This window comes from Nocardioides sp. (assembly GCF_035429765.1).
GTDB lineage: Bacteria > Actinomycetota > Actinomycetes > Propionibacteriales > Nocardioidaceae > Nocardioides.
On record NZ_DAOMFK010000079.1, the window covers coordinates 1 to 13,264 of the forward strand.

Below are 13,264 nucleotides of genomic sequence, written 5' to 3' on the forward strand. Positions count from 1 at the left end.
CCCCGGGCCGGGCGGCGCGGTGGCGGGGCCGCAGGTCAGCGGTCGCGGTACGCCGGGACCGGTGGCCACCGTGCCCCTCCAGGCCCGACCGGCGGCGGCGAGCCGCACCTCGCCGTCGTGCGTCGCAGGCAGGTGGCGGACGTCGTCGAGGCGGTCCAGCCCGACCCGGCCCCGCAGGTGCTCCTCGGCGACCTGGGCCGCGGGGGCGTGGCCGGCCCGGCCACGGACCAGGCCCGCGGGCCACCGGCCGTCCAGCAGCCTGCCGCCGGCCTCGACCGCGGCGGCAGGGTCCAGGCGGCCGAGCACCAGCCCCGCCGGCAGGGCCAGCACCGTGGCGGCGAAACGGTGCCCACCGAGGTGCGTGGTCTCCCACGTCGCGCCGGGCCAGCGGGCAGCGAGGGCGTCTGCCACCGGTCTGCCCAGCTCGGCGCAGCAGCGGTCGCGACGCCCGTTCGTGCACACCAGCCACAGCGGCCCGGTGTGCTCGGTGAAGGCCGCGCCGCCACCTGCGGCCAGCTCCCCCGGGTCCAGCCGGGCCAGCTCGGCGACGTCGTCGAGCAGCAGGGTGCGCACCCGCGCCGGGCCGCCTCCCAGAGCGGCCGTGTACAGCCTCACCCCCCGCTCCTCGCTCGTCCGTCCGGGCCGGCGCACCAGCTGCACCCGCACTCCCGCCAGTGCGGCAAGGGAGCGGCGCACCGCCGGTGGCAGCCGGCTCTCGGAGACCGCGTGCCGGCCCCACGCCCCGGCGTACTCGACGAACAGCCAGGCTGTCTCGCCGGGGGCGGTCCCGGCCATCGGCTCACCCTCGGCGCGGCTCACCGCCGAGCAACGCTGCGACACCTCCGCGACCACCGCTCCAGTCTGGCGCACCGAGCCGTGCGCCACCGGGCAGGATCCGGGGTGCGGCTCACTCGAGCAGGCCACGCCGCCGGGCGATCGCCACCGCCTCGGTGCGGCTCGCGGCGCCCAGCTTGGCGAGGACGTTCGAGACGTGCACCGACACGGTCTTCGTGCTGATGAACAGGCGTCTGCCGATCTCGCCGTTGCTGCCGCCCTGGGCGACCAGCCCGAGGATCTCGCGCTCGCGGGCGGTGAGCTCCACCGAGCTCGGGGCGCCCCGCGTGGCGACCCGGGTCGCCCCGCTGCGCCGCAGGTCCTCCAGCAGCACCCGGGCACCGAGCCGCTCGGCAGTGGCCCGGGCGAGATCGCCCTCGGCCCGGGCCTCGGCGACCTGTCCGGCGGCGCGCAGGATGCCGGCGAGCACCGCCTGGGCCTGGGCCGTCCGGTGGACGTCGCCGAGGGCCTGGTACCGCTCGACGGTCCCGCGCCAGGCGGCCACCAGCTCGGCGTGGGTCGGCGGGTCCTCCCCCACCAGCCAGCGCAGGCGCAGCATCTCGGCGTCCAGCCGCTGCACCCAGGCCTGGCCCTCCGGGCCCCAGAAGTCGCCGCCGGTGGCGACCCGGTCGCGGACCGCCAGGCCATCGGCGTGCAGCTGCTCGGCGCGGACCACCATCTCCGCCCGTCGCTCCCGGGTCGAGTCCTCGCAGCAGCGGACCAGCCCCGCCAGCGCGGTCGCCGCCAGCCGGGCGCGGGCCCCGAACCAGGGGTGCCAGATCCGGCCCACCACCTCGATGACGTCGTCGTAGGCCGCCAGGACCCCGTCGGGGTCGCCGGCCCGGGCGGCCGCATCCATGAGCAGGCCCGCGTCGTGGACCGCGATCAGCCCCTCCTCCTCCCACAGCGCGCGGAGCCCGGAGAGGTCCGTCCCGCCGCCCCGCGCGCGGAGCACGTCCTCGCGGAGCACCTGGAGCAGGCCGTGCACGATCGCCGGGGCCGGCGCCGGCCGCTCCTCGAGCAGCTCCAGCGCCTCGTCCCAGCGGCCGGTGACCACCAGGATCCAGCCCAGCTGCCAGAGGCACTCGAGGGCGTACGGCGCGAAGGGGGTGCCGAGCTCGCCGCCGATGCGTCGGCCGCGGCCGAACCAGTGGACGGCCTCGTCGTACTCGGCGTACTCCGCGAACGAGCGCCCCAGCAGGTAGCACCCGCGCATCTCGGCGGGGGCCGCCCCGGCCCGCTGGGCGTGCTCGACCGCGTCGAGCAGGGCAGCCCGGACCACCTCCTTGGGGCCGCTGCGCTTGAGCGCACTGAGCGTGGTGACCACCTCGCTGACCAGCCGCGAGCGGTCCAGCCGCTCGGCCAGCGCCAGCGCGTCCAGCCCGACCGCCTGGGCCTCGTCGGACCGTCCCAGCGACGCGAGGATGTGCGCGTGCACGGCGAGCACCTGCGCACGCAGGCCGGTGGCCTCGTCGCCGAGCAGCCGCAGGGCCTCGGCAGAGATCGCGGCGGGGTCCTCGTCCGGCTCGATCACCATCATCGCCTGCGCCCGGGCGGAGAGCATCCGCGCCCGCGCCTGGGGGCTCGCGTCGGGCCCGAGAACCGCGAGCTGGTCGCGCAGCAGCGCCGCGGCCCGGCCCGGACGACCGCTGGCGCTCAGCGCCTCGGCCGCCGCGACCGCGAGACGGGAACGGTCCACGTCCGCCGTGGTGGCCAGCCGCGGGTCGGCGAGGAGCTCCAGGGCCTGGGTGTAGTGGTGGGCCGCCTCGTCGGGCCCGCCCACGGTCGAGGCGTCGTCACCGGCCTGGATGCTCGCCCGCAGGGCGGTCTCGTAGTCCATCGCCGCCCGGGCGTGCCGGGCGAGCTCGGCCGCGGTGCCGCGGGCACGGCCACTGCCCAGCGCCTCGGCGTACGCCGCGTGGATCCGGGTGCGCTCCCCGGGCAGGAGGTCGTCGTAGACCGCCTCGCCGAGCAGCGCGTGGCGGAAGGAGTAGCCGGGCGGACCGGTGACGAGGACGTGCAGGTCGACGGCCTGGCGCAGGGTCTCCTCCAGCTCCTCCTCGGGCAGCCCGGACACCGCCGCCAGCAGTGCGTGGGACACCTGCCGGCCGCCCGCGCTCGCAGCGCGGACGATCTCGCGTCCCTGCTCGTCGAGGCGGTCCAGGCGCACCAGGAGGACGCCGGCGAGGTCGTCCGGGACCCGGCCGCCGGGGGCGGTCGCGGCACCGACCAGCTCCTCGACGAAGAACGCGTTCCCCTCGGCTCTCGCGACGATCCCGGAGACGTCCCACTCGGTGAGCTCGGTCGTCTGCAGGTCCCGGACCAGCTCCCGCACCGCCACCGGCGCCAACGGCTGCAGGACCGTCCGGTGCACCCCGCGCACCCGCGCCCACTCGGCGACCTGGGTGCGCAGCGGGTGCCTCCGGTGCAGGTCGTCGGTGCGGTAGGAGCCGACCAGCGCGACGTCGCCGACGAAGGGCCGCGCGAGCAGGAAGCTGATCATGTCGCGCGTGGACTGGTCGGCCCAGTGCAGGTCCTCGATCACCAGCAGCAGGGGTGCCGGCTCGGCGACCGCCTCGAGCAGCGCGTGCACGGCCTCGAAGAGGGCCCCGCGGTCCAGGGCACTCTCCCCGGCCTGGGCCCCGTCGAGCAGCCGACGCCCCGGTCGCAGCCGCCCCAGGGCGGGATGCGCGGCCACCACCGCGTCGACCATCTCCGGCAGGTCGGCCGCGAGCCGGCCGATCACCTCGGAGAAGGGCAGGTACGGCGGGGCGCCCTCGCCGAAGTCGAGGCAGTACCCGGCGTACACCTGCCACCCCTCGGCCACCGCCGCGTCCCGGAGCGCCGTGAGCAGGCGCGTCTTCCCGACGCCGGCGTCGCCGGCGAGCAGCAGGTTCGAGTGGCGCGGGGAGGACGGACGGACGCCGAGCCGGGAGCACAGCTCCGCGAGCTCGGCGTCACGTCCGATCAGTCGACCGGCCTCCGGGAGCGCCACGCACCCCATGATCCACGGTCCCGGTCCCGGTCCCTGCGTCGCGTGGTCGCGCGGCGTGGCCCGGATCCGGTGATGCCGTCGCGGATGCGGCTGGTGCGGTAGGCGATCTCCGCCTCGGTCCACGGGCTCGTTGCCTGGTTCATGGTGTCTCCTCGTCTCGCCGATGAGCCCAGACTGCGCGCCTGAGGTAGCCCCGCACATCGGGAGAGTGCCCTATCTACGGCCGCCCCTGCCCTGAGGCCCCCTCCTGAGGCACCGGGTGTCTCCAAAATCGCCCGGAGCCCGAGTGTCCGGACCTACTGTTCGGAGGGTGCCCCCGCTCGGTCCCTCCGACCTCCCCGCCGGCTCGGCCGGCAGAGTCACCCGGGCCGTTCCGCCCTCGCGCGGCAACCGGGTCGCGATGATGGCCCTCGTCGGTGTCGTCTCCCTGGTCTGGGCCGCGGTGTGCAACGGCATGCTCGACCTGCTTCAGTCCGGGGGGGACCTGCATCGCCTGCTCACCCAGGAGCTCGTCGAGACGGGCGTGATCTTCCTCATCTCGACCGGTGTCGTGTGGCTGCTGGTGCTGCTGCTGCTGGCACTCACCAACCGGCTCTTCCTGTCCCTCGGTCTCGCGCTGTGCGTCGCGGTCGGACTGGGCTGGGCCAGCTACCTGAAGATCACCCTGCGACGCGAGCCCGTCTACCCCTCCGACCTGGTGTTCGTCAGGCAGGCCGGGTTCCTCAGCGACATGGTCGACCCCAGGACCCTGGTCGCCGCGGGCCTGGTGATCGGACTGCTCCTCGCGGTGGTGCTCCTCGTCGGGCGTGTCGTCTCCCGTTCGTTCCCGCCCATCAGGCGGAGGACCGAGCCGAGGCGGTGGCGCACGATGCTGCTGCTGCGGGTCCTCACCGTCGTACTCGTCACGGCAGCGCTCAGCTACGTCACCCACTTCAACTCCTCGGGCAACCGGGTCAGGGAGGCCTACAACCACGCCGGCGCGGACTGGGCGTGGTGGAGCCAGACGGACAACTACGGGCGTCACGGCTTCGTGGCCGGATTCCTGTACAACCTCAACGTTCCCGCCATGGACCGGCCGGAGGACTACAGCGCCGCGACCATGGCCACCCTGAGCACGAAGTACGCCCGGCGGGCGGACCGGCTCAACAGCCAACGGGTCGCAGGGGCGGCGGACGACGTGAACGTCGTGGTGGTCCTCAGCGAGGCGTTCAGCGACCCCACCCTGATCACGGGTCCGACCCTGGCCGAGGACCCGATCCCGTTCACGCGCTCCCTGATGGCCTCGACGACGTCAGGCGAGATGCTCGCCCAGCTCTTCGGCGGTGGCACAGCCAACATGGAGTTCGAGGCGCTGTCGGGGATGTCCCTGTCGCAGTTCCTGCCCCAGATGAACACGCCGTACCAGATGCTGGTGACCCAGACGCCGACCTTCCCCTCGGTCGTGGGCCTCCTGGGCGCACAGGGGTGGCAGCCGCTCGCCGTCCACCCCTTCCGGCCCACGATGTACAAGCGGCACGAGGTCTACCCGATCCTGGGCTTCTCGGAGTTCATCCACGACTCGACGATGCAGCACGCCGACCGCATCGACGACAACAACTACGTCTCCGACGCCGCCGCCTTCGACGAGGTCGAGTACCAGCTCGCCAGGTCGACGAAGCCCGCGTTCGTCAACCTGGTCACCATGCAGAACCACTACCCGATGGCCGGCAAGTACCACGACCCGATCCCGGTGACCGGCGTCTCCGGAGAGGTGGCCGACCAGCTCAGCCACTACGCCCGCGGGCTCAGGCACACCGACGACGCCCTCCGCGACTTCATCGGCGACCTGGAGAGGTCGGACGAGAAGACCGCCGTGATCTTCTACGGGGACCACGCCCCCGCCTTCTGGAGCGGGGAGGTCTACGACAGCAACGGCGCCGACTCCTTCCGCCGAACGCCGTACTTCATCTGGACCAACTTCACCGACCTGCCGCGGCAGAGCGCGCCGGTCACCAGCCCGATCTACTTCCTCCCGACGTTGTTCAACGAGCTCTCCGCGCCGCTGCCTCCCTACTACGTGCTCCTGACCGAGCTGCAGCAGGAGATCCCCGCGATGGAGCAGGGCGAGTACTACCTGCCGGACGGGTCGAAGGTCTCAGAGGACGCGCTGGGCCCGAGGGCACGGGCGCTGCTCCACGACTACCGCCTGGTGCAGTACGACCTGGCGGTGGGACAGCGGTACTCCGAGTCTGTGATGTTCCCGCAGGGCTCCGACGTGCTGGCGGCCGGAGGATCGCCGGCACGCTGACCGTCGGCGGTCCGGACGACCGCCCGGCGGGCTAGGCCGGCCGGCCGCCCAGCCACACCCCGGCGACCAGGGGGACACCCGGTCGGTAGGCCAGGTGCACGTGGCTCGGGGCGTCGAGGAGGACCAGGTCGGCGGCGGCGCCCACCGTGACCCGGCCGACGTCGGCGCGGTCCAGCGCGTCCGCGCCGCCCCGGGTCGCCGCGTGCACCGCCTCGGCCGGGCTCAACCCCATCTCGCGCACCGCCATCGCGATGCAGAACGGGATCGAGGAGGTGTAGCAGGAGCCGGGGTTGCAGTCGCTGGCCAGGGCGATCCGCACGCCGGCGTCGAGCAGCCGCCGCGCGTCCGGGAAGGGCTGCCGGGTGGAGAACTCCACCCCGGGGAGCAGCGTGGCGACCGTGCCGGAGTCACGGAGCGCGGCGACGTCGGCGTCGGTGAGGTAGGTGCAGTGGTCGACGGCCACCAGGCCGAGCTCGCAGGCCAGCTGCACGCCGGGTCCGGGGCCGAGCTGGTTGGCGTGCAGCCGCCCGCGCAGCCCCACCTGCCGACCGGCGTCGAGGACGGTGCGGGCCTGGTCGGCGTCGAACGCGCCGGTCTCGCAGAAGGCGTCGATCCAGCGTGCGTACGGCGCAGCGGCGGCGAGCATGGGGCCGGTGACCAGCTCGACGTACGCCGCGGGGTCGGTGCCGGCCGGCACCACGTGGGCGCCTAGGAACGTGGTCTCCTCGGTGAACTGCCGGGCGATCGCCAGCGAGCGGGCCTCGTCGTGGACGGTGAGCCCGTAGCCGGACTTGATCTCGACCGTCGTGGTGCCCTGGCGCCGCATCTCGGCCACCAGGTGGGCGACGTGGGACGTGAGCTCCTCGTCGGTCGCCGCCCTCGTCGCGGCCACGGTGGAGCGGATCCCGCCGGCGGTGTAGGGCTCGCCGGTCATCCGGGCCGCGAACTCCGCAGCCCGGTCGCCGGCGAAGACCAGGTGGCTGTGGGAGTCGACGAAGCCCGGCAGCACGGCGCGCCCGCCCGCGTCGTACGCCGTGTCGGCCGCGGGCGCGTCCCGGGCGGACCCGACCCAGGCGACCCGGCTCCCCTCGACCACGACGGCCGCGTCGGCGAGCAGCCCCAGCAGGCCCGGCCGGTCGGGGTCGTTGGTGACGAGCTCGCCGATGCCGGTGAGCAGCACGCTGGAGGGGTCGGTCACTGCCACAGCCTCCCCACCGCCGCGTCGAGCTCGTGCCCGATCTCCTCCCGGTCACTGTGCCGCACGACCACGCGCCCGTCGACCATCACCTGGCGGACGTCCTCGGCGGTGGCGGCGAAGACCACCGTGCCCTCGTCGCCGCCGGTCCCGGCGGTGCGCGGGCCGGACGGGTCGAGGGTGACCAGGTCGGCGCGCTGACCCACGGCGATCCGCCCGGCGTCGGCGTAGCCGAGGGACGTGTGCCCCGCCCACGTCGCGGCGTCGAGCAGCTCCGCCGCCGCCCAGTGCCCGCGCCGCCTGGTGGCCAGCCGCTCGTCGAGCTCGACGGCCCGCATCTCCTCGAACAGGTCGATGACCGCGTGGCTGTCCGAGCCGAGCGTGAGCCGGCTCCCCGCCTCGTGGAGCGCACGGCTGGGCCCGATCCCGTCCCCGAGGTCACGCTCGGTGGTGGGGCAGAAGCACGCGTAGGCGGTGGCGCTGCCGAGTGCGGCCACGTCGTCGGCGGTCAGGTGGGTGGCGTGCACGAGGGTGGTCGCCGGGGTGAGGGCGCCGGCGTCGGCGAGCAGCCGGGTGGGGGTGCAGCCGTGGGCGGCCAGGCAGGCGTCGTTCTCGGCGACCTGCTCCGAGAGGTGCGCGTGCAGCGGGCGGCCGGCGGCAGCCGCCACGACGGTCCCGAGCTGGTCACGGGGCACGGCGCGCACGGAGTGGATCGCGGCGCCGACGACGACCCCCGGGGTGGACGCGTGCTGGGCCACCAGGTCGGTGACGCGCCGCGTCCAGGCGTCGGCGTCGCGGTCGGCGTACCGGCGCTGGACCCCCTCGGGCGGCGCCCCGAAGCCCGAGCTGAGGTAGCAGGTGTCCAGCAGGGCGAGCCTGACCCCCGCCTGCCGGGCCGCCTCGACCAGGGCGTGGCCCATCGCGTTGGGGTCGGCGTAGGGCGTCCCGTCGAGCTGGTGGTGCAGGTAGTGGAACTCCCCGACGGTGGTGATCCCGGCCGCCGCCATCTCCGTGAAGGTGGCGCGCGCCAGCGCGAGGTAGCTGTCGGGGTCGAGCCGCGCGGCCACGGCGTACATCTGCTCCCGCCAGGTCCAGAAGCTGCCCCGCTCGCGCTGGGTCCGCCCCCGCAGCGCCCGGTGGAACGCGTGGCTGTGGCAGTTGGCCAGCCCGGGGATGGTGAGCCCGGGGATCCTGACGGATTCCCCGCCCGGGCGGGGAATCCCGCTCATGTCGCGGGTTGCAGCCCCCATCACGTGCGGGTTTGCCCCGCCAGGTTCCACCCGGGTGAACCGTCCGTCCTCGATGTCGACGAGTACGTCGTCCCGCACGGCGCCGTCGACCCAGGCGCGCTCGAGGAGGTACGCCGTCACGTGGGCGCCTCGGTCGCCAGCAGGGCGAGCGTGTCGGCGAGCGCCGAGACGCCGGCGAGGCAGTCGGCGGGCTCGGCGTACTCCTCCGGGGAGTGGGAGACCCCAGTGGGGTTGCGCACGAAGAGCATCGCGCTCGGGATGCCCGCCTCGGAGAGGATGCCGGCGTCGTGCCCGGCCTGGGTCGGCAGCAGCGGCCAGTCGCCTCCCTCGTGGCCGGTGGCGACCCGCGCGGCCAGGTCGGGGTCGAACACCACCGGCGCGGAGACGGACTCGGTCGTCACGTGCAGCGTGGTGCCGTCCCGCTCGGCCCGCTCGGCGGCCTGCCGCTGGATGGCTGCCACCAGGCCGGTGAGTGCCTCGGGGTCGGCGGCGCGGGCGTCGAGCCAGGCGGTGACCGAGGAGGGCACCGCGTTGGTGCCGTTGGGTACCGGCTGGACCCGCCCGAAGGTGGCGCGCTGCCCGCTCAGCCGGGCCTGCTTGTTCGCCGCCAGCGCGGTCATCGCGAACGTGAGCATCGGGTCGCGCCGGTCCTCCATCCGGGTGGTGCCGGCGTGGTTCGCCTCACCCCCGAACTCGAAGCGGTAGCGACCGTGCGGCCAGATCCCGCTGGCCACCCCCACCGCGTGACCGAGGTCGACCAGGTGCCGGCCCTGCTCGACGTGGAGCTCCACGTAGCACTCCACCTGCGCGGCGAGGTCCCACGCCTTGTCGCCGTCGTCGGGGTGGAGCCCGCTCGCCGCGAGGGCGTCGGGGAGGAACACCCCGTCGCGGTCGCGGAGCTCGCGGGCCACGGACCAGGACAGGGCCCCGGTGGCCAGCCGCGACCCCAGGCAGGCCAGCCCGAACCGCGAACCCTCCTCCTCGACGAAGACGCTGACCCCGATCGGCTTCCGAGGTACGACGCCGCGCTCCCGGAGCAGGTCCACCGCGGCCAGCGCGGAGACCACGCCGAGCGGGCCGTCGTACGCGCCACCGTCGAGCACGGAGTCCAGGTGGGACCCGGTGAGCACGCCCCGGCCGGAGGCTCCAGCGGGCCGCCACCAGGCCACCAGGTTGCCCACGTCGTCGCCCTCGACCTCCAGCCCCCGCGCCCGCGCCTGCTCGACGAACCAGTGGCGCAGCTCGGTCTCGGCGGCGCCGTACGGCTGGCGGAAGTAGCCGCCCGTCCGGGCGTCCCGCCCCACCGGCGCCAGGTCCCGCCACATCTGCTCGAACGTCACGGTCCCAGTCCACCGCCCGCGCGGCGTCCCGACAACCTGGCACCCCCCGGACCCTTCTCGAATCCGAGACTCCAGTTAGTACGGTCCCAACGCGGGGTCCCAGCCCCCCGAACACCCCGCGTTGGGACCGTACTAACTCGGTGGGATGCTCCGGGGATGGAGCTCGGCGAGGTGGTACGGCGGCGGCGGATGGTGCGGAGCTACACCGGGGAGCCGGTCTCCCGCGCGGTCGTCGACCGGGCCCTCGAGCACGCCGTCCGCGCACCGAGCGCCGGGTTCAGCCAGGGATGGGGGTTCCTGGTGCTCGACGAGCCGCAGGACGTGGCGGCGTTCTGGGAGTCCACCACCGACCCCGAGGACCTCGCGGCCCCGGACCCGTGGCTCGCCGGCATGAGCCGCGCACCGGTAGTGATCGTCCCCTGCTCGAGCAAGGCGGCCTACCTGGAGAGGTACGCCGAGCCGGACAAGGGCTGGTCGGACCGGGCCGAGACCCGCTGGCCGATGCCCTTCTGGCACATGGACGCCGCGATGGCCTCGCTGCTGGTTCTGCTCACCGCCGTCGACGAGGGCCTGGGCGCCTGCTTCTTCGGTATCCCGCCCGGACGGGACGCCGCCCTCCGCACCAGGTTCGGGATCCCCGAGGACCACGACCCCGTGGGCGCCATCACGATCGGCCACCCCGCACCCTCCCCCGGCGCGGCCGGGTCAACCGCCCGCCGGCGCCGCCGGCCCACCGCCGAGGTGGTCCACCGGGGCCAATGGCAGAAGCGCACCGGTTGACCGCTGCGTAGTGGAGTACGTCATACCGCCGGCCGCGGCCGCCTTGCTACCGTCCGGCCATGCCCTCCAAGAGCCCCAAGGACTTCTTCCGCCCGCTCGCCGTCGGTGCCCCGGCGCCGCTCACCGAGATCCCCGCCCGACCGTCCCGGGCGATCCACTTCTTCGACCCCAGCAACGAGAAGATGGCCGCGAAGATCCCCCAGATGGTCGGCACGGTCGACGTGCTGCTGGGCAACCTCGAGGACGCGGTCAAGGCCGACAACAAGCTCGCCGCCCGGGAGGGCCTGGTCCGGATCGCCCAGGAGACCGACTTCGGTCCGACCCAGCTCTGGACCCGGATCAACGCCCTGGACAGCCCCTGGGTGCTCGACGACCTCACCACGCTGGTCCCGGCGATCGGCGACAAGCTGGACGTCATCATGGTCCCGAAGGTGCAGGGGGCCGAGGACATCCACTACGTCGACCGGCTGCTCGCCCAGCTGGAGGCCAAGGCCGGGCTGAGCCGCCCGATCCTGGTCCACGCGATCCTCGAGACCGCACGCGGCGTCGCCAACGTCGAGGAGATCTGCGGGGCCTCACCGCGGATGCAGGGCCTCTCGCTCGGCCCCGCCGACCTGGCCGCTGACCGGCGGATGAAGACCACCCGCGTCGGCGGCGGGCACCCCGGCTACCTGGTCCGCCAGGACCCCGTCGACGGGGACGTGGCTGGCACGCGCACGACGTACCAGCAGGACCTGTGGCACTACACGATCGCCCGCATGGTCGACGCCTGCGCGATGCACGGGATCTACCCGTACTACGGCCCGTTCGGCGACATCGCCGACGTGGTCGCGTGCGAGGACCAGTTCCGCAACGCCTTCCTGCTCGGCTGCGTCGGCACCTGGAGCCTGCACCCGAAGCAGATCGAGATCGCCAACCGCGTCTTCTCCCCCAGCGTCGAGGACATCCGCCACGCCCGCCGGGTCGTGGCCGCGATGGGCGACGGCACCGGGGCGGTGATGCTCGACGGGAAGATGGAGGACGACGCCTCGCTCAAGCAGTGCCTGGTGATGGTGAGGCTGGCCGAGCAGCTGGCCGCCATCGACCCCGCCCTCAAGGCCGCGTACGACGCGATCGAGGTGGACTGACATGGCCGATTTCCGCCCCCGCCGCTCGGTCCTCTACATGCCCTCCTCGAACGCCCGGGCGCTGGAGAAGGCCAAGACGATCCCCTGCGACGGGCTCATCCTCGACCTCGAGGACGCGGTCGCGCCCGACGCCAAGCCGGCTGCCCGCGAGGCCGCGTGCGCGGCCGTCGGATCGGGTGAGTACGGCCGGCGCGAGCTGACCATCCGCATCAACGGCTCCGACACCGAGTGGCACGCCGACGACATGGCCGCCGCGTGCGCTGCCGGACCGGACGCGATCGTGGTCCCCAAGGTCGACTCCGCGGCCGCCGTCCGCAGCCTCGTCGAGGCCATGGAGCGGCACGGCGCCCCCGACCGCACCACGCTGTGGGCGATGGTCGAGACCCCCGTGGCGATGCTGCACGCCGAGGAGATCGCCGCCGCCTCCGACCGGCTCTCCGTGCTGGTCATGGGGACCAACGACCTGGCCAAGGAGCTGTACGCCGAGCACGTCCCCGGCCGCCAACCCCTGCTCGCCGGCCTCGGGCTGGCGCTGCTCGCCGCCCGCGCCACCGGGAAGGCGATCATCGACGGGGTCTACAACGACGTGAAGAACCTCGACGGGTTCCTCGCCGAGTGCCGGCAGGGCCGGGAGATGGGCTTCGACGGCAAGACGCTGATCCACCCCGGTCAGGTCGAGGGCGCCAACGAGGCCTTCGCCCCGTCGGCCCAGGCCGTCGAGGACGCCCGCGGCATCCTGGCCGCGTGGGAAGCCGGCCGGGGCTCGGGCGTGGTCACCTACAACGGTCGGATGGTCGAGAACCTCCACGTCGAGTCCGCCGAGCGGGTGCTGGCGATCCACGAGGCGATCACGGCGCTGGAGGGCTGAGCGGGCTCCCCCCTCAGCCGACGTCGACCAGCACCTTCCCCACCACCCCGGACTCCACGGCGCGGTGGGCGTCCGCGGTGCGCTCGAGCGGGAACCGGTGGAGAGGCAGCCCGGCCTGCTCCCCGACCGGCAGCGCGCCGTCGGCAGCCGCCGCGGTGACCGCTGCGACGGCGTCGGCCTTCGCCGGCCCGGGCACGCCGTACAGCAGGACGCCCTGCCAGCGCAGGTTCTTCGACATCGACCCACGCACCGGGAGGGTGAACTCCTCGCCCCCGTTGGTCGCGTAGTAGGAGATGGTCGCCCCGTTCCGACACACCTCCAGGTCCATCCGGGCGTTGACGGCCGGCGAGACCTCGACCACGAGGTCGACTCCCCCGGGCGCCAGGGCACGCAGGGCGGCAGCGGCGTCCACGGCACGGTAGTCGACGACGTGGTGGGCTCCCGCCGCCTGCGCGAGCGCCGCCTTCTGCGGTGAGCTGACCGTGGTCAGCACGGTCGCCCCGGCCCACCGGGCGAGCTGGACGGCGGCGTGGCCGACCGCGCCGGCCCCGCCGGCGACCAGCACTGTCCAGCCGGCGAGGGCCCCGG

General features: G+C 74.2%; 11 protein-coding genes. 4 read left to right on the forward strand and 7 right to left on the reverse strand.

The window, feature by feature from the left end; genetic code table 11:
- The 3 genes from PLP61_RS09125 to PLP61_RS09135 form a co-directional block, all read right to left on the reverse strand.
- The coding region (locus PLP61_RS09125; protein ID WP_324502317.1) for a ferredoxin family protein at window positions 1-852 on the reverse strand (852 nt) is incomplete at its 3' end.
- 55 nt (window positions 853-907) lie between these two features.
- Entirely contained in the window at window positions 908-3,829 is a 2,922-nt protein-coding gene (locus PLP61_RS09130; RefSeq protein ID WP_324502318.1) for a helix-turn-helix transcriptional regulator, read from the reverse strand.
- Window positions 3,802-3,972, reverse strand: a complete 171-nt coding sequence (locus tag PLP61_RS09135) for a hypothetical protein (RefSeq protein WP_324502319.1) — start codon at window positions 3,970-3,972, stop codon at window positions 3,802-3,804. The genes PLP61_RS09130 and PLP61_RS09135 overlap by 28 nt, the downstream gene beginning before the upstream one ends.
- 167 nt (window positions 3,973-4,139) lie before the next feature.
- Between PLP61_RS09135 and PLP61_RS09140 the strand changes: the two genes are divergently transcribed.
- Window positions 4,140-6,116 carry an LTA synthase family protein gene (locus tag PLP61_RS09140; protein ID WP_324502320.1) on the forward strand — a complete coding sequence of 659 codons (1,977 nt, stop codon included), beginning with the start codon at window positions 4,140-4,142 and terminating at the stop codon, window positions 6,114-6,116.
- 31 nt (window positions 6,117-6,147) lie between these two features.
- Here PLP61_RS09140 and hutI read toward each other — a convergent pair whose 3' ends face one another.
- Genes hutI through PLP61_RS09155 form a run of 3 tightly spaced genes read right to left on the reverse strand, consistent with a single transcriptional unit; the run spans window position 6,148 to window position 9,901 of the window.
- On the reverse strand, window positions 6,148-7,314 hold the full coding sequence (gene hutI, locus PLP61_RS09145; RefSeq protein WP_324502321.1) for an imidazolonepropionase: 1,167 nt from the start codon (window positions 7,312-7,314) through the stop codon (window positions 6,148-6,150).
- Window positions 7,311-8,681 carry a formimidoylglutamate deiminase gene (locus PLP61_RS09150; RefSeq protein ID WP_324502322.1) on the reverse strand — a complete coding sequence of 457 codons (1,371 nt, stop codon included), beginning with the start codon at window positions 8,679-8,681 and terminating at the stop codon, window positions 7,311-7,313. Before PLP61_RS09150 ends, hutI begins: the two co-directional genes overlap by 4 nt.
- Window positions 8,678-9,901 carry an allantoate amidohydrolase gene (locus PLP61_RS09155; RefSeq protein ID WP_324502323.1) on the reverse strand — a complete coding sequence of 408 codons (1,224 nt, stop codon included), beginning with the start codon at window positions 9,899-9,901 and terminating at the stop codon, window positions 8,678-8,680. The genes PLP61_RS09150 and PLP61_RS09155 overlap by 4 nt, the downstream gene beginning before the upstream one ends.
- Window positions 9,902-10,057: 156 nt before the next feature.
- On the opposite strand from PLP61_RS09155, the gene PLP61_RS09160 reads away from it, so the two are divergent.
- The 3 genes from PLP61_RS09160 to PLP61_RS09170 are packed head-to-tail and all read left to right on the forward strand — an operon-like array spanning window position 10,058 to window position 12,676.
- Window positions 10,058-10,681 (forward strand): nitroreductase family protein, encoded by a 624-nt coding sequence (locus tag PLP61_RS09160; RefSeq protein WP_324502324.1) that lies wholly within the window; start codon window positions 10,058-10,060, stop codon window positions 10,679-10,681.
- A 59-nt stretch (window positions 10,682-10,740) separates the two neighbouring features.
- Window positions 10,741-11,808 carry an HpcH/HpaI aldolase/citrate lyase family protein gene (locus tag PLP61_RS09165; protein WP_324502325.1) on the forward strand — a complete coding sequence of 356 codons (1,068 nt, stop codon included), beginning with the start codon at window positions 10,741-10,743 and terminating at the stop codon, window positions 11,806-11,808.
- Window position 11,809: 1 nt separating this feature from the next.
- Window positions 11,810-12,676, forward strand: a complete 867-nt coding sequence (locus PLP61_RS09170; protein ID WP_324502326.1) for an HpcH/HpaI aldolase/citrate lyase family protein — start codon at window positions 11,810-11,812, stop codon at window positions 12,674-12,676.
- A 13-nt stretch (window positions 12,677-12,689) separates the two neighbouring features.
- Here PLP61_RS09170 and PLP61_RS09175 read toward each other — a convergent pair.
- A partial coding sequence (locus tag PLP61_RS09175) for a zinc-binding dehydrogenase (RefSeq protein WP_324502327.1) occupies window positions 12,690-13,264 on the reverse strand: 575 nt, incomplete at its 5' end.

Bases quoted from the DNA above. Each gene is read 5' to 3' on its own strand.
- PLP61_RS09135 (WP_324502319.1), bottom strand. From the start codon at position 3,972: ATGAACCAGGCAACGAGCCCGTGGACCGAGGCGGAGATCGCCTACCGC.
- PLP61_RS09160 (WP_324502324.1), top strand. From the start codon at position 10,058: ATGGAGCTCGGCGAGGTGGTACGGCGGCGGCGGATGGTGCGGAGCTAC.
- PLP61_RS09165 (WP_324502325.1), top strand. From the start codon at position 10,741: ATGCCCTCCAAGAGCCCCAAGGACTTCTTCCGCCCGCTCGCCGTCGGT.
- PLP61_RS09170 (WP_324502326.1), top strand. From the start codon at position 11,810: ATGGCCGATTTCCGCCCCCGCCGCTCGGTCCTCTACATGCCCTCCTCG.